This is a genomic window from Enterobacter sp. SLBN-59, assembly GCF_024807915.1.
GTDB lineage: Bacteria > Pseudomonadota > Gammaproteobacteria > Enterobacterales > Enterobacteriaceae > Enterobacter > Enterobacter asburiae_B.
Genome location: NZ_JANUFI010000001.1, coordinates 1,214,229 through 1,238,612, shown reverse-complemented (window position 1 = coordinate 1,238,612; position 24,384 = coordinate 1,214,229). Strand labels below are relative to the sequence as shown.

The following is a 24,384-nucleotide window of genomic DNA, read 5'->3' as shown; positions in this document are numbered from 1 at the left end:
ATCGTAATGTAGGCCGGGTAAGGCGAAGCCGCCACCCGGCATTCAGGCAAGGAGCGCCATGTCAAACTATCGTCGCCACTACGTCCCTGGTGGAACCTGGTTCTTCACCGTCAACCTGCAAAACCGCCAAAGCGATTTGCTTACCCGTCATATCGACAGCCTGCGTGCTGCCACCTCAACGGTTAAACATGCAAAGCCATTTACTATCAACGCATGGGTAATCCTTCCTGAACATATGCACTGTATCTGGACCTTACCGGAAGGCGACAGTGACTTTTCGGCCCGCTGGCGCGACATTAAAAAGACATTCAGCCGCTACATCGGCATGCGCCATATCTGGCAGCCACGCTTCTGGGAGCACACAGTCCGTAACGAAAAAGACTACCGTCGGCATGTGGATTACGTCTACATCAATCCGGTGAAACATGGCTATGTCAGTAAGGTCAGCGACTGGCCGTATTCAACGTTTCATCGCGATGTACGGGAAGGCTTGTATCCGGTGGATTGGGCGGGAGAGATCGAGGATTTTGCGGCGGGTGAGCGGAGATAAAAACGCCCGGTGGCGCTACGCTTACCGGGCCTACGGGATCGTGCTTTTGTAGGCCGGGTAAGGCGAAGCCGCCACCCGGCAAATATCACGACTTAGTCCTCAAAGAACCAGTACCCGCTGTTGACCAGCGCGGCGAGCATCGCGAGGAAGGAAGGATCTTCCAGCGCATCGCCAAAGGTGTCGGCAGTCAGCACCAGATGGCTGGCAATGGCTTCCAGCGCCGGACGGTGCGGAGAGTCCAGCTTCTCGCCGTTGACGAACACCTCTTCACCAATGCGCAGCACGCGCAACCCGCCCAGACGCGTCAGCTTGTCGCCCTGCTGAAGCGCATCATAAATCTCGTCGGCCTGATACGGCGGCTCCGGCGGCGCAACGTCCAGCTCATGACGAGACTGGCTGATAAACTCACCAAACCACTGTTTGAAGTGCTCCGGCTCGTTGATCAGATCCAGCATCATGCCGCGCAGCTTATCGAGTTCTTCTGGCAGAATATCCGCCGGATGCTCGCGCGCAGGCACATCAGGATCGCTGTAACGATAGCTGCCCAGCTCGCGTTGCAGAACATAGTCGGCAAATCCGCTGATCATCTCGCGGCCGCTTGGCGCGCGGAACCCCACGGAGTAGTTGAGTGAGTTTTCCAGGGAGTAGCCTTCGTGAGGGAATCCCGGCGGAATGTAGAGAATATCACCCGGCTCCAGCTCTTCATCGATAATCCCTTCAAACGGGTCAACCTGAAGCAGGTCAGGATGCGGGCAGTGCTGCTTCATCGGGACTTTTTCGCCCACGCGCCAGCGGCGGCGGCCCGTACCCTGAATGATGAACACGTCGTACTGGTCAAGATGTGGACCTACGCCGCCGCCCGGCACGGAGAAGGAGATCATCAGATCGTCCATGCGCCAGTCGGGCAGGGCGCGGAACGGGCGCATTAAGGCGGCAGTCGGCTCGTGCCAGTGGTTGACCGCCTGCACCAGCAGCGACCAGTTGTTTTCACCGAGGTGATCGTAGCTCTCGAAAGGACCGTGGCTAACCTGCCATTTCCCGTCCTGGTGGCTCACCAGACGGCTGTCGACTTCGTTTTCCATGGCCAGACCTGCCAGCTCGTCAGGCGAGATAGGGTCGACAAAATTGCTGAATCCGCGTTTCAGAACCACCGGGCGTTTTTGCCAGTAACGTTCAATAAACTCGGGCCAGTTAAGCGTTAAGTGATAATCCATATTTTTTTATTCCGCAGGCTCTTACTGACTCGGATTATAACGGAAGCTCAGCCCCCCGGCTGCGAGATCCTCGCATTTTTCACATAACGGGTTAACTATCGTTCAATGTGGGCTGCTGGCGGCCAAAAATAACCTCCATTCTGGCGCCGCCCAGAAGACTTTCGCCGGTTTCGATTTTCCCGTCGTACTGGTCGACAATCTCACGGGCGACGGCTAATCCTACGCCCTGGCCAGGACGTAGCGTATCGGCGCGCTGACCGCGATCGAACACCACATCGCGTTTATTTCGCGGGATCCCCGGGCCATCATCCTCAACGATAATATGCAGTTCGGTTTCCGTCTGACGCGCAGACACTTCCACGAACTCCAGACAGTATTTGCAGGCGTTATCCAGCAGGTTACCCATCACTTCCATGAAGTCATTTTTTTCACCCACAAAGCTTATCTCTGGCGAGATATCGAGGCTGATGTTCACCCCTTTACGCTGATACACCTTGTTGAGGGCGGACGTGAGGTTATCCAGAAGCGGGGCTACCGGGTGCAGCTCGCGGCTCAGAAGCGCGCTTCCTGAACGCATGCTGGCGCGATGCAGGTAATAGCCAATTTGCTGGGAAATACGGCTGATTTGCTCCAGCATCACCGGCTCGGCATCATCGACGCTCAGCTTCGAACTGCGCATTGAACGCAGGGTACTTTGCATGACGGCCAGCGGGGTTTTCAGGCTGTGGGTCAGATCGGTAAGGGTGGTACGGTATTTATCGTAGCGTTCGCGTTCACTTTTCAGCAGGCGGTTGAGGTTACGCACCAGGCTGGTGAGCTCTCGGGTGGTCTCCGGGTTCAGCTTCTCGCGATGATGTTCTTCCAGCTCACGAACCTCTTTCGCCAGTGACTCAATGGGGCGCAAGCTCCACCACGCCGCCACCCACAGCAGCGGGATCACCAGCAGGAGATTCGCAGCCAGAACGTAGATGAACCAGCTCCAGACCATATAAGAACGCTTCAGCTCGACCGGAATGGTGTCGATCACCACAATGGTCAGCTGCGGCATGTTCAGCGTCGCCGGATAGAGGTTAATCGCGACGGAGTGCGTCATCTCCGTTTCGGCGTTGTCGGCGCGGATCTCGTTCAGCTTTTGCTGCAGGGAACGATCTTCACGGATCAGCGAGCTGGTGGTGTTGAGATCGGCTTCAATTTCATGAAACCCGTTGGTTTTGAGCCAGTCCGGACGAATGCTTTTAACCAGCCAGGGGATATCACGCTGCGCCCACAGTAATTTCCCTTTTTCGTTATAAATCAGGGCCAGCGTTGGGCTCTGCTGGTTGAGGTTTTCCGGCATTTCGACGGTGATTCGGTTGTTTTCCCACTTCGCCAGGGTATAAAACAGATTGCTTTCGCCGCGCAACAGCCGAAAGGTGGTTTTATCAAAGCTGACGCTGTAGCCCACCAGGGCGACCATGCCGTAGGAGAGCGACAGCACCAGCACGACGGCGGCTGTTGCCAGTAAGAAACGAACCCGCAGCGAGAGGGGCAGAATGTGGCGTAAAATCCCTCTCATTTAGCGTAATTCGAACAGGTAGCCCTGGCCACGGACGGTGGTAATCACATCCTGCGGATACTGCGCCTGAATTTTCTTACGCAAACGGCCCATCAGCACGTCAATGGTATGGCTCTCGCGCAGTTCAGCATCAGGGTAAAGCTGGAGCATTAAGGAATCTTTGCTCACCACTTTGCCATTGTTACGGATCAGCGTTTCCATAATGGTGTATTCGAAGGCGGTGAGCTTAATCACTTCATCATTGATTGCTAATTCCCGGCGGGAGAGATCGACCTGGAATGGTGGGATGGAAATAACCTGTGAAGCCAGCCCGCTGTTGCGGCGTAACAGCGCCTGCATGCGCGCCGCCACCTCTTCAATATGAAACGGCTTGGTGACGTAATCGTCTGCACCCGCGCTGAGCACTTCGACCTTATCCTGCCAGCCTTCACGGGCGGTCAGAACCAGAACCGGCAGGGAGACATCGTGGCTGCGCCAGCGGCGAATTAACGACAGACCGTCTTCGTCAGGCAACCCTAAATCGACAATGGCGATATCCGGCAGGTGTTCATTGAGATAATAATCGGCTTCTTTTGCATCTTCAGCATCGTCCACCTGATGTCCCATCTCCTGAAGCTGAACCTTCAGGTGATGGCGTAGCAATGCGTTATCCTCAACAACCAGTACGCGCATCATCTCTTCTCCCTAAATAATTGGTATGAATAGTTTAACGCTGATTATGTTGTTGTGGGGATAAACATTGAGTAAACCGGGGAAAAGCATCCCCCTTTTCGGGCGAAAAGGGGGAGAGGGGCGTTACTTCAGCTCGTCGACCATGGTGATGGCGCGGCCAATGTAGTTCGCCGGGGTCATCGCCTTCAGGCGCGTTTTCTCTTCTTCCGGCAGCGCCAGACCGTCGATAAACTGCTTCATGCCTTCGGCGTCAACGCGTTTGCCGCGGGTCAGCTCTTTCAGCTTCTCGTACGGTTTTTCGATACCGTAACGGCGCATCACGGTCTGGATTGGCTCCGCCAGCACTTCCCAGTTGTGATCCAGCTCGTCCAGCAGACGGTCACGGTTCACTTCCAGTTTGCTCACGCCTTTCAGGGTGGACTGGTACGCGATCAGCGCGTAGCCAATGCCCACGCCCAGGTTACGCAGTACGGTGGAGTCGGTCAGGTCGCGCTGCCAGCGGGATACCGGCAGTTTGCTTGCCATATGCTGCAGCACGGCGTTCGCCAGGCCCAGGTTGCCTTCGGAGTTTTCGAAGTCGATTGGGTTCACTTTGTGCGGCATGGTGGAAGAGCCGATTTCACCGGCGATGGTTTTCTGCTTGAAGTGGTTCAGGGCGATGTAGCCCCACACGTCACGATCGAAGTCGATCAGGATGGTGTTGAAGCGCGCGATGCAGTCAAACAGTTCGGCGATATAGTCGTGCGGCTCAATCTGCGTGGTGTACGGGTTCCACTGAATGCCCAGAGAGGTCACGAACTCTTCGCTGAACTGGTGCCAGTCCACTTCCGGGTAAGCGGCGATGTGGGCGTTATAGTTACCGACCGCGCCGTTGATTTTGCCGAGGATCTCAACCTGCTCCAGCTGACGGTACTGGCGCTCCATACGGTACGCGACGTTCGCCATCTCTTTACCCATCGTGGATGGGGTGGCTGGCTGGCCGTGGGTACGGGAGAGCAGCGGAATGTCGCGGTATTCCACGGACAGCGCTTTTACCGCGTCGATGATTTTACGCCAGTAAGGCAGCACCACCTCTTTACGCGCGGTGGAGAGCATCAGCGCGTGAGAGAGGTTGTTGATGTCTTCAGAGGTACAGGCGAAGTGAATGAACTCAGACACGGCATGCAGCGCAGGGACGCTTTCCACTTTCTCTTTCAGGAAGTACTCAACCGCTTTCACGTCGTGGTTGGTGGTGCGTTCGATGGTTTTAATGCGCGCGGCGTCTTGTTCGCTAAACTCGGCAACGATTTTATCAAGGTAATCGTTTGCCTTTTCGTCAAAAGCAGGAACTTCCTTGATTGCTGCCTGGGCGGCCAGCTTTTGCAGCCAGCGTACTTCAACCTGAACACGGAACTTCAGCAAACCATATTCGCTGAAGATCCCGCGCAGCGCGCTGACTTTATCGCCGTAGCGTCCATCGACAGGGGATACGGCGGTCAGTGAGGATAATTCCATAATTCGCAACTCCGGGAGGTTAACAATGAGCAAGAATTTGTTTTGCCTGAGTGGTCAGGCGATTACGAGAAAACATTAACTGCAGGCGGCCACCGCCCACCTGGTGCCACAGCACGGCGGCGCGGATACCTGCCAGCAGGGACGCGCGCACTTTTGCCTGTACCTGCGGACTTTGCAGCACGGCAGGGGATCCGGTGACCTGAATACGCGGCCCCAGCGGGCTGATGACGTCAACATAAATGCCGGCCATAGCGCTCAGCAGCGTTTCGGACTGCAGATCAAAATGGTCAAGTTGGCGCTGCAGCCCGGCAATACGATCGCCCAGGGTATTCATTGCGCCTTTTGCGGCGCTCAGCTTACGCTCCAGCACCATCAGGCTCAGCGTGTAGCGGGTCAGCTCCGCGTTTAATCCCTGACGGCTGCTGGCGTTAAGCACGCCGAGCAGGGTTTCAAGACCGAGACGAAGATTAGTTTCACTGCCGCCGAACACGCCCAGGGTCGAGCCGGGGTTGAGATCGATAACGCTGTTCAGTGAAACGTGCAGGGCATCTGCGTCGCAATGACCCTGATGCGCCAGCTGTTGCACCAGACGGGCTGACTGGCAAATTCCCGCCAGCGCCAGGGTGATGTCATAGTAGTTCTTCGCCACACGGTCTCCTTTATGTGTGAATCGTATTAAACAGCAGGCAGCGGCAGGCGCTGTTCAATGATCCCGCCGCCCAGACAGATTTCGCCGCTGTAGAAGACAGCAGACTGACCCGGGGTGACGGCTGCGACCGGCTCGTCGAAACGCACGTCAATGCGATCGTCATCAAGCGCGGTAATGGTGCAAGGAATATCGGTCTGACGGTAGCGTGTTTTCACCGTGCAGCGCAGGGTGCCTTTCAGCGGCTCACGATCGACCCAGTGAAGCTGCTGCGCGATAAGGCCAACGGACATCAGACGCGGATGATCGTGACCCTGGGCAACAACCAGAATATTGTTTTCGACGTCTTTGTCGACAACATACCATGGATCTTCGCTACCTTCTTTTGTCCCGCCAATACCCAGCCCTTTACGCTGGCCGAGCGTGTGGTACATCAGCCCCTGATGCTGGCCAATCTCTTCCCCGTCGACGGTGACAATTTTACCCGGCTGAGCAGGCAGGTAACGTCCCAGGAAATCGCGGAATTTGCGCTCGCCGATGAAGCAAATGCCGGTAGAGTCTTTTTTCTTCGCGGTGATCAGGTCCAGCTCTTCGGCGATTTTACGCACCTGCGGCTTTTCCAGCTCGCCGACCGGGAACAGGCTCTGGGCGATTTGCTCGTGGCTCAGCGTATAGAGGAAGTAGCTTTGATCTTTGTTGCCGTCCAGACCGCGCAGCAGCTGGCTTTTGCCATTGACGTCTGCGCGACGCACGTAGTGACCGGTCGCAATGTAGTCAGCGCCCAGATCTTCCGCGGCGAATTCCAGGAAGGCCTTAAATTTGATCTCTTTGTTGCACAGAATATCCGGGTTCGGCGTGCGGCCCGCTTTGTACTCTTCCAGGAACAGTTCAAAAACGTTGTCCCAGTATTCTGCGGCAAAGTTAACGGTGTGCAGTTCAATGCCGAGCTTATCGCATACGGCCTGCGCGTCGGCGAGATCCGCAGCGGCGGTGCAGTATTCCTCGCCATCATCTTCCTCCCAGTTCTTCATGAACAGGCCCTCCACCTTATAGCCCTGTTGCTGTAACAGGTAGGCGGAAACGGAGGAATCGACACCGCCGGACATGCCGACGATCACTTTTTTCTGGCTGTTATCTGACATGGAATACTCACGACATTGAACTTCAAGGCGGCGTATTCTATCACGCCCCCCCACCATTGACACCCTCTGTAAACGGCCAGTTAAATGCGCCGATGACGTCCAGCGGTAAGCGGCCAGCAGACTGCCAGCAGCGAATGCTTTCCGCAACCAGCGGCGAGCGCAGGTTTGGCGCGTTCAGGATCTCTTCGGCGGTGACCCATAGACAGCGATCGATATCGTCATCCTGCGGCTCTGTGGCGCACGTTTCGCTAAGCTCAACGGCGAATAAAAAGCGCAGGAACGGGGTGTGATCCGGCGCGATCCACTGGTGCATACGGATGAAGTGCTGGGGCTCAGCGTGAATACCGGTCTCTTCCCACAGCTCGCGTTTTGCTGCCTGCAGCAGGGTTTCATTGGCTTCAAGGTGTCCGGCAGGCTGGTTCCACAGCGCTTTGCCGTTAATGCTCTCTTCAACAACAAGGAATTTACCCCTGGCGTGGACCACGCAGGCAACCGTGACATGAGGTTTAAACATAGTGACTCCTTAAGGGGTGACGTCGCGCCATTCGCCGTTTGCCAGCGTTTCCAGGGTGTAGCTGCCCATGGCGTAGCGAATGAGACGCAGGGTAGGGAAGCCGACGTGTGCGGTCATGCGGCGAACCTGGCGGTTGCGGCCTTCATAAAGGGTGATTTTGAGCCAGCTTGTCGGGATGGATTTGCGTTCGCGAATCGGCGGGTTGCGCGGCCACAGCCACTCCGGCTCATTCACGCGTTCAATACCTGCGGGCAGGGTTGGGCCGTCGTTCAACGTCACGCCGCTGCGTAGCGCTGCCAGCGTCGCGTCATCCGGCTCGCCTTCCACCTGGACGAAGTAAATTTTGCCGGTGCGTTTGCCCGGCTGCGTGAGCTTTGCCTGCAACGCGCCGTCGTTGGTTAAGACCAGAAGGCCTTCGCTGTCGCGGTCCAGGCGCCCGGCCGCGTAGACGCCCTGAACGGGAATGTAGTCCTTCAGCGTGCTGCGCCCGGCTTCATCGGTAAACTGCGGCAAAACATCGTAGGGTTTATTGAACAAAATAACCCGCTTCGGCTGGGTTTCCTGCGGTCTTCTGGCGGCTTGTCGCGAGCTGAATCGCTCAACCCGGTGTTTTGTAAAAGAAGTTTTCTTCATGGTATTTTCAGGCGTTATCAATTGCCGCATTATAGCCTAATAACGAAGACCTTTCATGGCGCAGGACAATCAGGTACTATCGAAGGGCTCATTACAATTTATTAACATAAGATCAGTAACAACCAGAAGCGCTCGAAGGAGAGGTTAATGGAAAGCAAAGTAGTTGTTCCGGCGGAAGGTAAAAAGATCACCCTGCAAAACGGCAAGATTAACGTTCCTCACAATCCGATTATCCCGTTCATCGAAGGTGACGGTATAGGTGTAGACGTTACCCCGGCGATGCTGAAAGTGGTTGATGCCGCTGTTGAGAAAGCCTACAAAGGCGAGCGTAAAATTTCCTGGATGGAAATTTACACCGGTGAGAAATCTACTCAAGTTTATGGCCAGGACGTCTGGCTGCCAGCAGAAACGCTGGACCTGATCCGCGACTACCGCGTTGCTATTAAAGGCCCACTGACGACGCCAGTTGGCGGCGGTATCCGTTCCCTGAACGTGGCACTGCGTCAGGAGCTGGACCTGTACGTGTGTCTGCGTCCGGTTCGTTACTATCAGGGCACCCCAAGCCCGGTTAAGCACCCTGAACTGACCGATATGGTTATCTTCCGCGAAAACTCAGAAGACATCTACGCGGGTATCGAATGGAAAGCGGACTCTGCTGACGCAGAAAAAGTGATTAAATTCCTGCGCGAAGAGATGGGCGTGAAGAAAATTCGCTTCCCTGAGCATTGCGGTATCGGCATCAAGCCATGCTCTGAAGACGGTACTAAACGTCTGGTGCGTGCGGCCATCGAATACGCGATCACCAACGACCGTGACTCTGTGACTCTGGTTCACAAAGGCAACATCATGAAGTTCACCGAAGGCGCGTTCAAAGACTGGGGCTACCAGTTGGCGAAAGAAGAGTTCGGCGGTGAGCTGATCGACGGTGGCCCGTGGCAGAAGATCAAGAACCCGAACACCGGCAAAGAGATCATCATTAAAGATGTGATCGCCGATGCGTTCCTGCAGCAGATCCTGCTGCGTCCTGCAGAATACGACGTGATTGCCTGTATGAACCTGAACGGTGACTACATCTCTGACGCCCTGGCAGCTCAGGTTGGCGGTATCGGTATCGCCCCTGGCGCGAACATCGGTGACGAGTGCGCCCTGTTCGAAGCAACCCACGGTACTGCACCTAAATACGCGGGCCAGGACAAAGTGAACCCAGGCTCTATCATCCTGTCCGCAGAGATGATGCTGCGTCATATGGAATGGTTCGAAGCCGCAGACCTGATCGTTAAAGGTATGGAAGGCGCGATCAACGCGAAAACCGTAACCTATGACTTCGAACGTCTGATGGAAGGCGCTAAGCTGCTGAAATGCTCAGAGTTTGGCGACGCGATTATCGCGAACATGTAATCCAGATTCTGGGTTAAACAAGAGCGGGGGCCTGAGGGTTCCCGTTTTTTTTGCCTCTGCCTGCGGGAGACAACACGATGTTAGCCACCGTCCTTATCGCTGTCGTTGCATTCATCCATCTTTATATTCTTGTGCTGGAAATGTTCCTGTGGAATACCAAAACAGGGCATAAGGCCTTTAATCTGCGTCCTGATTTTGCGCGCGAGACCCGCGTGCTGGCCGCGAATCAGGGGCTGTATAACGGTTTTCTGGCGGCCGGTCTGCTCTGGAGCCTCTGGCTCGGGGAAAAGGGGATTCAGGTGGCCATCTTCTTCCTGACCTGCGTGCTGATCGCCGGACTCTTTGGCGCAGCCACCGCCAGCCGAAAAATTTTGTATGTACAGGCCGCGCCTGCTCTCGCAGCGCTGCTTGCGTTACTCATCTGAAGCAATGCTTTGGTTGAGATAGGGCGTCCGATATACTGATGGCTTTACCTGTAAAAATTAGCGACGAGACTGTTATGAACAACGATATCCCACTGAAATATTATGACATTGCCGATGAGTACGCGACGGAAGCCGCTGAGCAGGTCGCTGAGTCAGAGCGCGACGCGCTCGCACATTATTTCCAGCTGCTGCTCACCCGTTTATCGAATAATGAGGAGATTAGCGAGGAAGCCCAGCAGGAGATGGCCACTGAGGCCGGGATCCGTGCGGGTCGCGTTGATGATATTGCGAACTTCCTCAATCAGTGGGGAAATGAATAGTCTGCTTCAAAAACCGTTATGCTGATGCTTTGCGATACAGCTCAGCATCACGCTATCGGACCACATGCATTTTTTCCGCAGAATATGCGAAGCGGGGGCGTCGATAAACAGCGCGAAAATAACGGTCAGACAAAAGAGTGCCACTGGGAATAGTAAGGATAATTTCACGTTTTTAACCAAAATATGAGTGTGCTTCAGGGTAATCTACCGTCTGAATGTGACGACTATATGTTTTTGCGTAAAAAATAGAAATGCCCGACTGGAAAAAAACGGACGCGCAAGGCTTCGGGTTACGGTGCGACCCCGGTGAGTCGCTTCGCCAGCTCGCTCCGGGTGAGTGCTTTTGAAAAATACCATCCCTGAATCAGCGCATCGGGATATCTGCTTGCAATAAAGCGATATTGAATTTCATTTTCCACGCCCTCGAAAACAAGCGTTTTATTCAATTTTGCAAGGGCATCGCAGAAGATTGCAAAGATGTTTTGCTTATAATGCTCGCTGATGCCGTCCACAAGCGACTTATCGATTTTGATTTCATCATATTCAAGCAGCGACAGGCGGGCGAGATTGGAGTTTTGCACGCCAAAATCATCTATTGATATTTTAACGCCGAGCGATTTCAGCTCCTGACAGAATCCCTCGAGGATATCTGCCGTGGAAACGGCTTTCTCAGAAAGTTCGACCTTCATCAGGGAAAGGGGAAGGTGATTGGCAAAACACGCACGACGCAAAATGGTAATGAACTGTCCATCTTCAATTTCCTTGTGCCCAACGTTTATTGAGACTATCAGCTGGTGTTTTATGGCCAGAGGGGCAATTTCGGAAAGGGATTTTTCGATAATATTACTGTAATATTTTTTATACAGACCGATCTTCTTAATTAATGGGATAAACAGCTCCGGAGAGACGTCCCCGTGCTTTTGGTCACGCCATCTCGACAGAACTTCTACACCCACGATTTTTTGATCGTGAATGCGAATAATGGGCTGATAGTTAACACTGATGGTATTCGTGAGGACGGCTTTTATCAGCGTACGTTCCAGAGAAAAACGGTCTTCATAGATACGGAAGATAAATAACGTTATCGCAATCCAGATAAAACAGAGAATGACCGCGAGAAGCACAAAGATAAACGGAGGTAACGAGGCGAGCCCGGCGTCGTGATGCTTCACGATGACGCACAGGTCCCAGAAGGCGCTGCACTGTGTCAGGGTCAGGGTAAACAATGTCGAATGCAGCCAGCTCTGCTGATTTAGCTCCGTGGTGGCCGAAAAAAAGACTCTGCCGAAGTCTTTGGTGGTAGCACTGAGCGAATAGCTTGCGGTAACCGGGGTGAATTTATCGTAAGCATAGCGGGAGGTGAAGATAATAATATTATTATAAATTGCCGCATTACCCGTGAAAAAGTCTTTTCTCGAAAACTGGGCCAGGAGAAAACCCCTCGGCGTTTTATGCAGTTCTGCAGGAAGTGCAACGGGCGTCGCGAGTTTCCCCCAAAAAGCGGTACAGACTATTTTTCCCTTCTCAATAAAGCCGATATCGGCAAAATAAAGATTATTAAGCTTAATTTGTCTGTAGCGATCGAGGCTGGTTTTATCGCATCCCTGCGTCGTGATGCTTTTGAGACCCAGCGCCACGCTTTGGGACACGTCTTCTGAATAATGTAAAAGGGTACGGGATATTTCACGCTGTTTGCTCTTCTGCTGACCAATGATTACAGCATTGACCGCATAAAGAGACAGGAAGACCAGAAGCGATGAAACAATAGCAACGGCAATGAGCTTTTTCATTTTCCAGTTATCCAGTCCGCTCCCTGATTTCACAAATCTTAACACAGCCAGGGCAAGGAACAAGCCTGATAGTCACGTCATGTGAGTAAATGCCGGCAGGTGAACTCATACGAAAGTATCAGTTTTTTAAGACAATTCTCAGCTAAGCTATTTTCATTGTTATAAGCAATACCGGGTTAGCACAGGCTCTTCTACCAGAACATCCATGCTTGTTTTTTCTATTAAGGAAAACATCGTGCGCAACGTGATGATCCCTATTCTTAGCGCTCTGTTTCTTTTTCTGAGCGGCATTTTGATTATTAACTGGCAGCTATGGCAGATGGCGAAGCTGAGTAATAGTCATACCGCCACGGCGGGCACCCAAAAAATAGAAAACATTCTGGCTGAAGCAGTCAGTGCGGCCAGCACGGCAAAGCGCGTTGCGGCTCAAGGGTGTACCAGTAGCGGACAGCTGGCGCTGGGGACAGAGGCAGCGCTAAAACCGCATCTGCGCGCCATCATGATCGAGCTGCAGGGTAAAATCATCTGTACTTCCCTTCCCGGGAATGGCGTGTTGATTATTCATCCTGAGACGTTACCTTCCGAAAAATTGATGCTGTTACCCGGCAATCGACTGGTGAACGGCATTCCGGTGCTTATCTTCCAGATGCCCATAGAGGGAGGGCGCGTCATCGTCAGCATCAGTGACGCGCATTTGCAGGACGTCATTGCAAGCGCATCGAACAGCGTGGATCTGAGGCTGGTTGTCGGCGAAAGCATGCTTGTTCGCAACGGCGATGTGAGGGGCTGGAAAGCGGCCTCCTGGACGGGGGCGCTTACGGCGTCAACGCAATTTCCCTTTAGCCTGGCGTGGCAACCTCCTGCCTTTTTCAGCCTGACGCGGCTTTTGCAGCAGGGATGGAGCCTGATACTGCTTATTCTCGCGCTATCGGTGGCGGTGGGCATTTTGATCCGCCGATACAAGGGGAAAAGCACCTCATTTGAAGACGACTTGCGTAAGGCCATTTTGCAGGGGGAGATCGAGCCTTATTACCAGCCGATCGTGAACGGCGATACCGGCGGGCTGTACGGCGTTGAGGTCCTGGCAAGATGGAAGCATCCAAAGTCAGGCTTTATCCCGCCGGATGTCTTTATTCCGATTGCCGAACGTAGCGGGTTGATTATTCCGCTGACCAAAGGATTGATGGCGAAAGTAGTGACCCAGCTTAAGCCGCTTTTGCCTAAGCTACCGGACGGGTTTCATATCGGGGTGAACATCAGCGCCAGGCATATTAATGCGCCTTCATTCATCGGTGACTGTCGCGTCTTCGGGAAGGGGTTTCAGGGTAAAGAGGTTAAACTGGTTCTCGAAGTGACCGAGCGTGAACCGCTGGTTGATAATCCTCACCTCGTGGAGAACCTTAACATGCTGCATAACGCCGGCTTTGTTATTGCCCTGGATGATTTTGGTACGGGTTATTCCGGGCTGTCATGCCTTAATGCGCTTGCCATTGATTATATTAAAATTGATAAAAGCTTTGTGAAACGGGTTTCAGAGGAAAAGGACTCAACCATCTTGCTGGACTGCGTCATTGACCTGGCGAAAAAACTCTCATTGCGCATTGTCGCTGAAGGCGTAGAAACAAAAGAGCAACTGGAGTATCTCAACCGTAATGAGATAACCCTGTTACAGGGATATTATTTTGGTAAGCCCGTCTCCTATATCGATTTTATTAAGGTTATTTTATCTAAACCCAGGGAGACCGTTAGTTTGTAAAACGAAATAAAGACGAGCTTCTGTTGTATGCTTAAGTGCAATTCATTTTCCTCTTATCCCCAGCTTTGTTACAGTGACAAGAGTTGTCAGCCAGGGATGTCAGGCGTGATAAGGTGGAAAAGCTCGTGCATGTGAAAAATACTTTTTACACAACAACCATTACCGTCATCATTGTCTCATTGATCATCTCGCTGTCGCTTGCCGTCCAAATTGCCACGTCCAGACAGCAGTCAATTCAGCAAATTAATACCAGCGTTGCTAACCTGAGCCATACCCTTGATGTCTACACCGAGGGGATCATGCGCCAAAGCGAAATGTTAATTACTACCGTTTCCGACATAATCGAAATTTATGGCATGACGCCGCAACAGGCGACCAATATTCAGCGGATGATAAATAATCAGGATAATCTTCTTACCCAGATTAATAATGTGGTTGTTTACGACGCTCAGGGCGATATCTTTACCGCGCTGCATGAAACTTTTACAGGCCCACGCAAAGGATCGGACAGGTCATTTTTTATCTATCACAAGGAAAATAAAAATCAGCAGATTTTTATTGGTGAGCCCGTGGTAAGCAGAACCAATGGCAAATGGGTCATTACCATTAGTCGTCGCCTTGAAACCCACACCGGGGCATTTAACGGTGTCGTGGTGGTGACGCTGGGTATCGAGAATTTTCTCGCGCTTTACGGGCAGATTAATATTGGTCACCTGGGCGTCATTGGCTTAACGACACAATCCGGCGTGCTGCTGGTCCGTCACCCCTTTAAAAATACCTACGTCGGCACGATTTTTTCTGATTCACCCCTCTTCAGGAAATACCTAAAGGTACAAAATACCGGGATAGCCAGTTCCGTTTCGCGGTTTGATAAAATCGAACGCATTTACGCCTATGAGAAAAACCGACGCTACGGGCTGGTGACCACAGTGGCCGTCAGCATTGATGAAGCCCTCGCACCGTGGCGCAAGCAGGCTATTCAGCTGGCGCTGCTCATTTTCGTTTTCACTGCGATACTTATCGTCGCGTCATACTTCCTGTATTCCGACTTATCCAGAAAAACCAGAGATAATAAGGCGCTGAAGATTATCGCTTCCGAGGATGCGTTGACCGGGCTGTACAACCGTCGCATTTTTGATGAAAGAATCCTCTCGGAAATCGCGACTTGTGCCGCGCATGACGCAGCAATTTCGATACTGATTGTGGACGTGGACTACTTCAAAAAATACAACGATAACTACGGCCATCCGGAAGGGGACCGGTGTCTGACGCTGCTGGGAAACAGTCTCCGGGAGAGCCTTACCCGTGATAATCAGATTGTGGCGCGCTATGGCGGAGAGGAGTTTGCGCTGATATTGCCTGATACGGATATCCAGGAGGCGCTTCGACTGGCGCAGACGATTATTCGCAACGTGTTCTCCCTTCAAATCGCGCATGATTTTAGCCCCTTCGGGCGGGTGACGGTAAGCGTCGGGATTTCCACCGCGCGTGCGGTCGACATCGCGGGCAGCCAGCAGAATATCATTATTGCCGCTGACCAGGCGCTCTATCAGGCAAAGCGCGCAGGACGTAACCGGTACGCGTTTGTTGGGGTATGAACAGGAAAAAAAGCCCACTCAGGAGTGGGCAAGAAATACTGGAAGCAATGTGAGCAATGTCGTACTGAATACCTGAGTGTTACGCTCAACTATTCAGTGTTGAGAAAGATAATCTTTCTCAACAAAAGATGCAACCCCACAGTTTATGCGGCTGAACCCTTTTGTTGATGAATAATTGCGCACTCTCTCATTGTGATGCTTATCACAAATTTCCTTTCTGAAATCCTGTGCTATTCTTTTTTGTGTCGTTGATTTAATGACAAAAACCATACAGAGAGGAAAGTTATGGGAATTTTATCCTGGATTATCTTTGGGCTTATTGCGGGTATTCTGGCGAAGTGGATCATGCCGGGCAAAGATGGCGGTGGGTTTATCGTCACCGTAATACTGGGTATTATCGGCGCGGTAGTCGGCGGCTGGATCAGTACGCTGTTCGGTTTTGGCAAAGTCGATGGCTTTAACTTCGGCAGCTTTGCCGTCGCGGTCATCGGTGCGCTGGTTGTTCTGTTTATCTACAGAAAAATCAAAAGCTAAGGCTTACAAGCGTGAAAAAAGGCTGCCAGATGGCGGCCTTTTTACGTAGTGGCGTTTACCACCAGCCAAGCTGCGTGCCGGCAAACGCCGCGATGGCAACGATCAGCATAACGAGGGTCGTTTTTCTCATTTATGCCCCAGGCGCCGCGTAACCACCGACAAAAAACCATGCTAAAAAAATCACCGCCGTTATAAAAATAACGACCGGGAAGAGGATCCCTATTCTCATATCATCACCTGTTTCGGTTTTTGTAACGCCGTAGAGTGTACGGGGTTAATCCATAGCGAGAAAGCGTGTTTTGCTTTTTCCTTTCTTATCCTGATACATCGCGACATCCGCATCGCGTAATGCGCTGTCCGGATCGGTTACCCGAGGGTCCACTTCGATAACGCCGACGCTGGCTCCGGGGTAAATGAGGTTGACGTTACCCAGCCAGTATTCCCCGGCAATACAGGCGCTCAGGCGCGTTCTGAGCAGCGTGACCTGCGCGTTATCTCCTTCGCTGTGGGATGTGCTCAACGACGCCACCAGAAACTCATCGCCGCCCAGCCTGCCAATGATATCGTCCTGCTGTTTTTCTTCCGTCAGACGCTTGCCCACTTCAATCAGGAACTGGTCGCCAGCCTCGTGGCCGTAGCGATCGTTAATCAGCTTGAAATCATCGAGATCGATGAACGCGATGACGGTGTTACGTTTAAGGTGACGCGCCAGGGAAAACAGCGTGGTCAGATCTTCAAAAATGGCGCGACGGTTGGGTAAACCGGTAAGGGCATCCGTGTAAGAGTGCGCGATGAGGGCCGCGTTGGCTTCGCGAAGCTGGGTTACCAGCGACTCTTTCTGAATGGACTGGGCAATCAGACCGGCGAATAACTTCAGGACCTGTTCACCGCGCTCGCTAAGCGGCTTTCTGGCCGTGCTGGTGGCACAAAGCGTTCCGTAGAGTGAACCATCCGCAAGATGGACAGGAATACTCATGTAGGTCGTAATGCCGAGCGCTTTCGCCGCCTCGCACTCCGGCCAGCGTTCGGGAACGTCGTTGCTGAATACGGTGTCGCTATCCAGCGCGCGCTTGCACAGTGTTTCATCCCATGGGACGCTCAGCCCCTCAGGAATTGTCATCTGCTTGCTGTTGCGGGCGTAGAGGATATGCTGCAGTCGGGCTTCGATATCTACCTTGGTGAGGTAAGTCGACTCCATGTCAGTCACAATCTCCAGCATCTCCAGCAGCTGGCGAACGAGACCTTCAAGGGATTGTTCAGTGGCGAGGGTTTCTGAAACACGGGCAAGGATAATATCCGACATGACGTAGAATGACTCCCAGGCAGAAGACGTCTGCATCTGCATGTTATGCTGAATTTTTAGACTTCAGGCATAGTAAAACATGAATATAAAAAATTTAATATATGCAGGGAGAGGGCAGCAGCAGAGAAAAAAAGCCCCGTTGTTGAGATCGGGGCAAAGACATCTTGATTACGGAATGATGTTCTCTGGTCATATCGAGAACATGCCACACTATAGTGTTGAAAAGTGCAGTTAAAATGGAGAAATCATGGAGAAAGGGGCGATGACCCGTTAACCTTAGACTGCCATGATGTTACAAGGATCAATGAGATGAGATTTCTGCTTCTGGCGCTGGCGCTTCCCCTGGCTGCCTGCACCGCGAAAACAACCCCACCCGATGCGCCGAAACCACCGCACGCTATCGGTATGGCGAACCCGGCCTCCGTGTACTGCCTGGAGAAAGGTGGGGAACAGATCCCGGTTCAAAGCCCGCAGGGCGTACGCACGGAGTGCAAACTACCGGGGGGCGAAGTGATTGATGAATGGACGCTCTACCGTCGCGATCGTCCGCAACCCACCAGGTGACAGACGTATATTGCCTGCGATACACTTCTCTTTAGGATTATTCTTAGCCAGTCCCTGGCTATCGTTACCGTGAGAGAAGTATGTTTCAGCTTAAACCGGGCAGCATGGCGATGATCATCGGTGCCCGCACGGCGTCAGGCCGTCGCAATATTGGTAAATCTGTTGAGCTGTTTGGCCTTTGTCAGCCTGGCCTGCGTTTCGTTAACCCGGTCAACGGCGTGATGACGCAATTACCCGCTACCGCCGATCGCGCCCTTTGGCTGGTGACTGGCGATGTTTACGCCTTTGACAATCAGCACGGCTTTGCCTTTGTCCGCGCCGAACATCTGATGCCGCTCACTCCCGATGAAGCGCCGCAAATCCTCGATGAGCTGGCGATCGGCTGATCAGAGATGGCGCAGCCAGTCGGCTAATACCAGGGCGTGATTTTGCTTCGTGTCTTTGGCAGCGTAGAGCAGGGTGACGGTCTGCCTGTTCGCCAGCGTCGCCAGACGCATTCCCTCGTCAGCATGCTGCGCCAGCTCTTCCCGATAGGCTTTGCTGAAGGCGGCGAAATCAACGGTTTCGCTATGAAAGGCCTTGCGTAATTCATTCGAAGGCGTGAGCGCTTTACACCATTCATCATACGCGAGGTCCGTTTTCTTGACCCCGCGCGGCCACAGCTTGTCTACCAGCACCCGATAGCCGTCGTCCGGACCAGCCTGCTCGTATACGCGTTTGCATTGAATCATAATTCCACCCTCCCAATTTAAGGTATTGTGATAATTGCAGAAGATCGGTAGTCTGAGGTTCCTTATGTTATCTGATAATACTCTGGCATAAGGAACCTTTCATGGAACACCTCCCGGTTAAAACGACGCTGCGCATTGCGCTGGTTGGCGATTACAATCCCAGTGTTATTGCGCATCAGGCGATCCCGCTGGCGATTGACGACGCCGCCGCAGTCCTTGACCTCACCGCCGATTACGACTGGCTTGCCACCACGGAGCTGACAAGCCCTGAAGATCTGGTGGGCTACGATGCCATCTGGCTGGTGCCTGCCAGCCCCTATAAAAACACCGAGGCGGCCTTTATCGCCGCGCGCTACGCGCGTGAAAACGGCGTACCGTTCCTGGGCACCTGCGGTGGATTCCAGCACGCGCTGATTGAGTATGCCCGCAATGTGTTGGGCTGGGCCGATGCGGCACATGCCGAGACGGATACAGAAGGCACCATGGTGATTGCGCCGCTGACCTGCTCGCTGGTGGAAAAAACCGATGCCATTGAGCTGCGCAAAAATACACTGATCGCGAAAGCCTACGGCAAGCCGGAAATTGAAGAGGGCTATCACTGTAACTATGGCGTGTCGCCGGCGTTTGCACAGGCGCTGGAAAGCGGTGACATGCACGTTACGGGCTGGGACGAACAGGGGGAAATTCGCGCCGCAGAGCTGGTTACGCACCCGTTCTTCGTGATCACCTTATTCCAGCATGAGCGTGCCGCGCTGGAAGGCCGTCCGGTCGTGCTGGTGCAGGCGATGCTGCGCGCGGCTCGCGGGTAGGAAAAGGCAGACCCGATGGTCTGCCAGAGTCTTTAACGGGGCGCGATCTCGCGGTCTCGCCCGGCAAGCACGCCGCAGAGCGCCATTATCACGGCGGCCAGAGCGCAGCCCAGAAGCGGGATTTGCCAGTCTCCCGCGCTATCGTGAATTTTCCCCATCAGCGGAGGGCCGCAGGCGGCGAGCAGATAGCCAATCGACTGCGCCATGCCGGACAGCGCCGCAGCCTGGTGCGCGGAGCTGGCGCGCAGACCGATGAAAGTCAGGCCGAGGATCATCGTTGCTCCAGAGCCAAAGCCAAACACCAGCGTCCACATCACCGCCATGTCAGGCATAAACCATAGCCCCGCCGCGCTTACCGCGCACATCAGCGCCACCGCGCCGGCGATCCCCCGCTGGTCTTTCAGACGGTGGAGGATCAGCGGAACGGCAAGCCCCGGCACGGCCGTGGCCAGCTGCAACAGTCCGTGCACCGAGCCGGCCTGCGCTTCGCTGTAGCCGTGGCTGAGCAATATCGCCGGCAGCCAGCCGATGATGACGTAGTAAATCAGCGAGTTAATCCCCAAAAAGAGCGTTACCTGCCAGGCGAGGGCCGAGCGCCAGATGGCGCGGTTATGCAGCGCGCCAGCGCCCGTTACCGTCGCAACGTGTTTCTGGCGCCACTGCGGCAGCCAGAGCAGCAGCGCGACCAGCGGAAACGTCATTAGCATCAGCAGCGCGCCATGCCAGCCTGCGCTACCCTGCGCCAGGGGAACAATCATCGCTGAGCCAAACGCCGCCGAGACGCCCATCGTCAGGGAATAGGCCCCGGTGAGTCGGGCTACCTGGCCCGGGAAGTCACGCTTAATTAATCCGGGTAACAGCACGTTCCCGAGCGCAATTCCGCAGCCGATGACCGCGGTTCCGATGAAAAGCAGCGCGGCGGAGGGCAGCGAGCGAACCGCAATTCCGGCGCAAATCAGCAGCAGGGCGACAAACAGGCTGCGCTCCATGCCGATACGTCGGGCAACGCCTGCGGCGAGCGGTGAGACAAGGGCGAAAGCCAGCAGGGGCAGGGTAGTCAGCAGACCGGTTTGCGCCGTGCTTAAGCCATAATCAAGACGAATAGTGTCGAGCAGCGGGGCTGCGCCGGTAAAGGTGACGCGAAGCGTAGTGGCAATCATCAGGATGCCTGCAATCAACAGCGCGCCGTGTTTTCCTGAGGTGCGAATAGCAGTAGTCATTATGTTCTCATACGTTCAAGCGAGCGCACACAATACCGATTTTCCCGGCGGTTTAAATCAGGCTAAAATGACAGTTTATCGCTAAAATCGGACAAACTGATGATTGGTCTGGGACTGGACGGCTATGATCCCGATAGCCAGCACGACGCGGCCGTCGCATTTCGCATCCGCGTGGTGGCGGAGGAACAGTATATTCCCCGGCATCATCACCGTAAGGGGCAGCTGATTCTGGCCCTCGGCGGCGCGATCACCTGCGAAGTGGAAAATGCCATGCTGATGGTTCCGCCCCAGTACGCCGTCTGGATCCCCGGCCAGATGCCGCACAGCAACAGGGCCACCCCGGGCGCGCAGCTCTGCTTTTTGTTCATTGAACCGGGGGCGGCAAGCTTGCCCGACCGCTGCTGCACCCTGAAAATCTCCCCTCTGGTGCGGGAGCTGATTTTATCCCTGGCGGAAAAATCGCGTGAACAACTCTCTCTTGCGGCCACGTCGCGCCTGGTAGACGTTCTGTTTGACGAGCTGCCGCTCCAGCGTCAGGAGCATCTGCAGCTGCCCGTCTCGCCCCATCCTAAAATTCGGCTGATGAGCGAGAAAATGGCGGAAGAGCCCGCCGCCTGGCAGACGCTGACGCAGTGGGCGAGCCACTTTGCCATGAGCGAACGCAACCTGGCGCGGCTGGTAGTGAAAGAGACCGGTTTAAGCTTTCGCCGCTGGCGTCACCAGCTGCAGCTGATCGTGGCGTTACAGCATTTGATCGGTGGGAAATCGGTACAGCAGGTGGCACAGACACTCGGCTACGACTCTACCACCGCGTTTATCACCATGTTCAGAAAGGGACTGGGCCAGACGCCGGCGCGTTATATGGCCAGCCTGACTACGACTTCCCAATAAACAGAGAGACAAGGCCTGCCGCAATCAGCGGCCCCACCGGAACGCCGCGAAAGAGCGCCACGCCCAGCACGGTGCCCACCAGCAGACCCGCCACCAGCGAGGGCTGGCTGCTCATCAGCGTAACGCCGCGCCCGCCCAGCCACGAAACAAAAATCCCCACCGCGATCGCCACCAGCGATTTCCAGTTTACAAACGAGTGCAGCAGGGTTGAGGCGGGAAGCGTGCCGCTGCCGATAGGCGCCATTACCCCGATGGTTAAAATAATGATCCCGATGGTAAGGCCTTGTTTTTCTATCCACGGGAAGAAGGTATTTAACGGGGTCACGCGAACAATAATCAGCACCAGAATCGAGATGGCGACCGTGGTGTTATGGCTGACAAAGCCGAGCGCGGCGAGTGCCAGAAGAATGAGCAGAGTAGGGTCAAACATAGGGAATCCTTGCCAAAATAATCAACTTGCTTACTTTACGCGCAAACGCGGCGGAGGACAGTTTTAAAAAGATTATATTGCTGTCATAACCTTGTCATTTACGCGGATTAAAACGAAGGCAGATATCGCAAAAGGGGTCGCCATCATGAACGATCACATGTTTGTTGAAACGCTGATTATCTCCTCATCGTTTTTTGCTATTGCCATTATTCTCGTCGCCTCCGTGCTGTTTCTGGAAAGAAAAGGCTGACAGGGTCGCCAGCCATCGCGGTTACGCTTTGTGGAAGGTCACCAGCTCAGGACGGGCGATGCGCAGGTAATCCTGGGTATCCATAATCACGGATTTCTCCAGCAGGCCGGCGTTAAAGGCGATTTCGTCAAAGCGCTCGAACAGCAGCGGGTCGGCAACCAGCGCCAAATCAGGATGGAAGCTAAAGGGCGGGATCGCGCCGAAAACGCAGGCGGTCAGGATATCGACCTCGGCCGGGCTGGCGAGGGAGGCCTTTAGCCCGCCAAAATGGCTGGCAAGCTGGCTCAGGTCAGCCTGCAGATCGGCGGCCAGAATCGCCAGAACGTGTTTTTTTACGCCGTTTCCCTTCACCTTGCAGACCAGGGCCTTTGCGCCTTGCCGCAGATCGGTCCCGCGAATTTCACTTACCGCTTCACATTTCCCGACCGCCTCGTGCTCCATGACGCGAAAACGCGCGCCCTGCTCGGTGAGTAAGGTAATCAGCTGCTGGTGGGTTCCTGCCCCAATAACGTCGTCAGTCATAACGATTTCCCGGTGATAATCCATTTTGCAGGGTTCTACATTAGCACGGGATGAACGGGGTCGAAAGAAAACAGCCAGCGGGTTCGCTGGCTGTTGGATTATGCGTTGCTGGTAGCAGATTGTTTATGGAACAGCTCCCTGAACACCGGATAGATATCATCCTGGTCACGGATATGCTGCATGGCAAAATTATCGAACATTGCTTGCAGATGTTCATACTCCCGCCACAGGGTCTGGTGCGCGCGACGGGTAATTTCGATATAGCTGTAGTAACGCACCACCGGCAGAATTTTCTTCGCCAGAATCTCGTGACACAGCGGTGAGTCATCGGCCCAGTTGTCGCCATCGGACGCCTGCGCGGCATAAATGTTCCACTGCGCCGGGTCGTAACGCTCTTTCACCACTTCATCCATCAGCTTCAGGGCGCTTGATACGATGGTCCCGCCGGTCTCCTGCGAGTAGAAAAACTCATGTTCATCTACTTCTTTCGCCTGAGTATGGTGACGAATATAAACCACCTCCACGTTCTTATAGGTTCTGCTCAGGAACAGGTAGAGCAGAATATAAAAACGCTTCGCCATATCCTTCGTGGCCTGGTCCATCGAGCCGGAAACGTCCATCAGACAGAACATCACCGCCTGGCTGGAGGGCTCAGGGCGTTTTTCGTAATTCTTGTAGCGCAGGTCGAAGGTGTCGATAAACGGTACCCGTTCGATCTTCGCTCTTAGTTCCGCAATCTCTTTACGCAGACGCTCCTCTTCCAGCAGTTGCGCCGGTTCCGTGTTTTCCACGACCTTCAGGCTGCTCTCCAGCTCGCGCAGTTCGCGCCGTTTGCCCGCCGTCATGGCCGTTCGTCGCGCCAGCGAATTCTGTAACGAACGCACGACGCTGATATTGGCGGGCACGCCGTTGGCGGTATAGCCCGCGCGATGGGTTTTGTATTCATTAAGCTGACGATGCTGATTCTTTTTCAGATTCGGCAGCGCCAGGTCTTCAAACAGCAGGTCGAGATATTCGTCTTTCGAAATCTGGAAGACAAATTCGTCCTGACCTTCACCGTCCTGGCTGGCCTGTCCCTGACCGCTTCCTGAACCACCGCCGCCGCCCTGAGGACGCTCAATTCTGTCGTTCTGAACGAAGTGGTCATTACCTGGGTGTACGCGATGGCGCAGGCCGCCTCGCCCCTGATGAAACATCGGTTCGCTGATGTCATCGGTGGGGATGGAAACAGACTCGCCGCTGTCGACGTCGGTCACCGAGCGTTTGTTGATGGCCTCGGAGATAGACTGTTTAATTTGCGCTTTATAACGACGCAAGAAGCGCTGGCGGTTCACCGTGCTCTTGTTTTTGCCGTTAAGACGCCGGTCAATAAACCAGGTCATATACCCCCCGTACTGCATTTGCCAACTTGCATTTTGTAGGC

Annotated in this window: 28 protein-coding genes; 12 read left to right on the top strand and 16 right to left on the bottom strand. The window is 54.0% G+C overall.

Going from position 1 to position 24,384, the window contains the following annotated elements; genetic code table 11:
* The first annotated feature begins 58 nt into the window (after positions 1 to 58).
* Positions 59 to 550, top strand: coding sequence for an REP-associated tyrosine transposase (locus M2422_RS05855; RefSeq protein WP_064672295.1), 492 nt, complete (start codon positions 59 to 61; stop codon positions 548 to 550).
* A gap of 92 nt (positions 551 to 642) precedes the next feature.
* Here the strand turns inward: M2422_RS05855 and M2422_RS05850 are convergent, their stop codons facing one another.
* The 8 genes from M2422_RS05850 to rluE all read right to left on the bottom strand — a co-directional run bounded on the left by M2422_RS05850 (position 643) and on the right by rluE (position 8,450).
* Positions 643 to 1,764: a cupin domain-containing protein gene (locus M2422_RS05850; RefSeq protein ID WP_023311180.1), complete on the bottom strand. Its 1,122-nt coding sequence runs from the start codon at positions 1,762 to 1,764 to the stop codon at positions 643 to 645.
* Between the two features lie 91 nt (positions 1,765 to 1,855).
* A complete protein-coding gene (gene phoQ / locus M2422_RS05845; RefSeq protein WP_064672296.1) occupies positions 1,856 to 3,319 on the bottom strand; it encodes a two-component system sensor histidine kinase PhoQ in 1,464 nt (487 codons plus the stop codon).
* On the bottom strand, positions 3,320 to 3,991 hold the full coding sequence (phoP, locus tag M2422_RS05840; RefSeq protein ID WP_028019015.1) for a two-component system response regulator PhoP: 672 nt from the start codon (positions 3,989 to 3,991) through the stop codon (positions 3,320 to 3,322). It abuts the gene before it with no gap.
* Between the two features lie 123 nt (positions 3,992 to 4,114).
* Positions 4,115 to 5,485 (bottom strand): adenylosuccinate lyase, encoded by a 1,371-nt coding sequence (purB, locus tag M2422_RS05835; RefSeq protein WP_008500757.1) that lies wholly within the window; start codon positions 5,483 to 5,485, stop codon positions 4,115 to 4,117.
* A 19-nt stretch (positions 5,486 to 5,504) separates the two neighbouring features.
* The gene (gene hflD, locus M2422_RS05830) at positions 5,505 to 6,134 is read right to left on the bottom strand and encodes a high frequency lysogenization protein HflD (protein WP_032657965.1); all 630 of its coding nucleotides are present in this window, start codon (positions 6,132 to 6,134) and stop codon (positions 5,505 to 5,507) included.
* Between the two features lie 26 nt (positions 6,135 to 6,160).
* Positions 6,161 to 7,273 (bottom strand): tRNA 2-thiouridine(34) synthase MnmA, encoded by a 1,113-nt coding sequence (mnmA, locus tag M2422_RS05825; RefSeq protein ID WP_032657963.1) that lies wholly within the window; start codon positions 7,271 to 7,273, stop codon positions 6,161 to 6,163.
* A gap of 40 nt (positions 7,274 to 7,313) precedes the next feature.
* Positions 7,314 to 7,787 carry an NUDIX hydrolase gene (locus tag M2422_RS05820; protein WP_064672297.1) on the bottom strand — a complete coding sequence of 158 codons (474 nt, stop codon included), beginning with the start codon at positions 7,785 to 7,787 and terminating at the stop codon, positions 7,314 to 7,316.
* A gap of 9 nt (positions 7,788 to 7,796) precedes the next feature.
* On the bottom strand, positions 7,797 to 8,450 hold the full coding sequence (gene rluE, locus M2422_RS05815; protein WP_023311239.1) for a 23S rRNA pseudouridine(2457) synthase RluE: 654 nt from the start codon (positions 8,448 to 8,450) through the stop codon (positions 7,797 to 7,799).
* Between the two features lie 117 nt (positions 8,451 to 8,567).
* Between rluE and icd the strand changes: the two genes are divergently transcribed.
* The 3 genes from icd to M2422_RS05800 all read left to right on the top strand — a co-directional run bounded on the left by icd (position 8,568) and on the right by M2422_RS05800 (position 10,563).
* Complete coding sequence (gene icd, locus M2422_RS05810; RefSeq protein WP_032657958.1) at positions 8,568 to 9,818, top strand: NADP-dependent isocitrate dehydrogenase; 1,251 nt, start codon at positions 8,568 to 8,570, stop codon at positions 9,816 to 9,818.
* Positions 9,819 to 9,895: 77 nt separating this feature from the next.
* A complete protein-coding gene (locus M2422_RS05805) occupies positions 9,896 to 10,243 on the top strand; it encodes a DUF1304 domain-containing protein (protein ID WP_023311240.1) in 348 nt (115 codons plus the stop codon).
* Between the two features lie 74 nt (positions 10,244 to 10,317).
* On the top strand, positions 10,318 to 10,563 hold the full coding sequence (locus M2422_RS05800) for a DUF2543 family protein (protein WP_033145234.1): 246 nt from the start codon (positions 10,318 to 10,320) through the stop codon (positions 10,561 to 10,563).
* Between the two features lie 290 nt (positions 10,564 to 10,853).
* Here M2422_RS05800 and M2422_RS05795 read toward each other — a convergent pair whose 3' ends face one another.
* Positions 10,854 to 12,353 (bottom strand): cyclic diguanylate phosphodiesterase, encoded by a 1,500-nt coding sequence (locus M2422_RS05795; RefSeq protein WP_064672299.1) that lies wholly within the window; start codon positions 12,351 to 12,353, stop codon positions 10,854 to 10,856.
* Positions 12,354 to 12,588: 235 nt separating this feature from the next.
* Here M2422_RS05795 and M2422_RS05790 point away from each other — a divergent pair, with 235 nt between their 5' ends.
* The 3 genes from M2422_RS05790 (at position 12,589) to M2422_RS05780 (ending at position 16,241) form a co-directional block, all read left to right on the top strand.
* Positions 12,589 to 14,109: a cyclic diguanylate phosphodiesterase gene (locus M2422_RS05790; protein ID WP_081273714.1), complete on the top strand. Its 1,521-nt coding sequence runs from the start codon at positions 12,589 to 12,591 to the stop codon at positions 14,107 to 14,109.
* A 113-nt stretch (positions 14,110 to 14,222) separates the two neighbouring features.
* Positions 14,223 to 15,707, top strand: coding sequence for a diguanylate cyclase (locus tag M2422_RS05785; RefSeq protein ID WP_370642431.1), 1,485 nt, complete (start codon positions 14,223 to 14,225; stop codon positions 15,705 to 15,707).
* Between the two features lie 285 nt (positions 15,708 to 15,992).
* Positions 15,993 to 16,241 (top strand): GlsB/YeaQ/YmgE family stress response membrane protein, encoded by a 249-nt coding sequence (locus M2422_RS05780; RefSeq protein ID WP_006174788.1) that lies wholly within the window; start codon positions 15,993 to 15,995, stop codon positions 16,239 to 16,241.
* A 130-nt stretch (positions 16,242 to 16,371) separates the two neighbouring features.
* Here M2422_RS05780 and M2422_RS05775 read toward each other — a convergent pair whose 3' ends face one another.
* Complete coding sequence (locus M2422_RS05775) at positions 16,372 to 16,470, bottom strand: YoaK family small membrane protein (RefSeq protein ID WP_029739841.1); 99 nt, start codon at positions 16,468 to 16,470, stop codon at positions 16,372 to 16,374.
* Between the two features lie 45 nt (positions 16,471 to 16,515).
* Positions 16,516 to 17,544, bottom strand: a complete 1,029-nt coding sequence (locus M2422_RS05770) for a sensor domain-containing diguanylate cyclase (RefSeq protein WP_064672933.1) — start codon at positions 17,542 to 17,544, stop codon at positions 16,516 to 16,518.
* 309 nt (positions 17,545 to 17,853) lie between these two features.
* Here M2422_RS05770 and M2422_RS05765 point away from each other — a divergent pair, with 309 nt between their 5' ends.
* A complete protein-coding gene (locus tag M2422_RS05765) occupies positions 17,854 to 18,108 on the top strand; it encodes a DUF333 domain-containing protein (protein ID WP_023311246.1) in 255 nt (84 codons plus the stop codon).
* 80 nt (positions 18,109 to 18,188) lie between these two features.
* Positions 18,189 to 18,494 (top strand): periplasmic protein, encoded by a 306-nt coding sequence (locus M2422_RS05760; RefSeq protein WP_039262013.1) that lies wholly within the window; start codon positions 18,189 to 18,191, stop codon positions 18,492 to 18,494.
* On the opposite strand, the gene M2422_RS05755 is transcribed toward M2422_RS05760, so the two are convergent.
* Positions 18,495 to 18,839, bottom strand: coding sequence for a DUF488 domain-containing protein (locus tag M2422_RS05755; RefSeq protein ID WP_064672300.1), 345 nt, complete (start codon positions 18,837 to 18,839; stop codon positions 18,495 to 18,497). It lies immediately after the preceding gene.
* A 101-nt stretch (positions 18,840 to 18,940) separates the two neighbouring features.
* On the opposite strand from M2422_RS05755, the gene M2422_RS05750 reads away from it, so the two are divergent.
* Entirely contained in the window at positions 18,941 to 19,648 is a 708-nt protein-coding gene (locus tag M2422_RS05750; RefSeq protein ID WP_033145239.1) for a CTP synthase, read from the top strand.
* 32 nt (positions 19,649 to 19,680) lie between these two features.
* Here M2422_RS05750 and M2422_RS05745 read toward each other — a convergent pair whose 3' ends face one another.
* Positions 19,681 to 20,868 carry a CynX/NimT family MFS transporter gene (locus tag M2422_RS05745; protein WP_064672301.1) on the bottom strand — a complete coding sequence of 396 codons (1,188 nt, stop codon included), beginning with the start codon at positions 20,866 to 20,868 and terminating at the stop codon, positions 19,681 to 19,683.
* A gap of 99 nt (positions 20,869 to 20,967) precedes the next feature.
* Here M2422_RS05745 and M2422_RS05740 point away from each other — a divergent pair, with 99 nt between their 5' ends.
* Positions 20,968 to 21,759, top strand: a complete 792-nt coding sequence (locus tag M2422_RS05740) for a helix-turn-helix transcriptional regulator (protein ID WP_033145241.1) — start codon at positions 20,968 to 20,970, stop codon at positions 21,757 to 21,759.
* Here the strand turns inward: M2422_RS05740 and M2422_RS05735 are convergent.
* On the bottom strand, positions 21,743 to 22,189 hold the full coding sequence (locus tag M2422_RS05735; protein WP_064672302.1) for a DUF441 domain-containing protein: 447 nt from the start codon (positions 22,187 to 22,189) through the stop codon (positions 21,743 to 21,745). The two genes, M2422_RS05740 and M2422_RS05735, sit on opposite strands and share 17 nt — an antisense overlap.
* Before the next feature lie 145 nt (positions 22,190 to 22,334).
* On the opposite strand from M2422_RS05735, the gene yoaI reads away from it, so the two are divergent.
* Entirely contained in the window at positions 22,335 to 22,439 is a 105-nt protein-coding gene (gene yoaI, locus M2422_RS05730) for a small membrane protein YoaI (RefSeq protein ID WP_087822389.1), read from the top strand.
* Between the two features lie 21 nt (positions 22,440 to 22,460).
* On the opposite strand, the gene M2422_RS05725 is transcribed toward yoaI, so the two are convergent.
* The gene (locus M2422_RS05725; protein WP_064672303.1) at positions 22,461 to 22,961 is read right to left on the bottom strand and encodes a YbaK/prolyl-tRNA synthetase associated domain-containing protein; all 501 of its coding nucleotides are present in this window, start codon (positions 22,959 to 22,961) and stop codon (positions 22,461 to 22,463) included.
* Between the two features lie 98 nt (positions 22,962 to 23,059).
* Complete coding sequence (locus M2422_RS05720; RefSeq protein WP_032651499.1) at positions 23,060 to 24,343, bottom strand: YeaH/YhbH family protein; 1,284 nt, start codon at positions 24,341 to 24,343, stop codon at positions 23,060 to 23,062.
* Positions 24,344 to 24,384 lie beyond the last annotated feature (41 nt).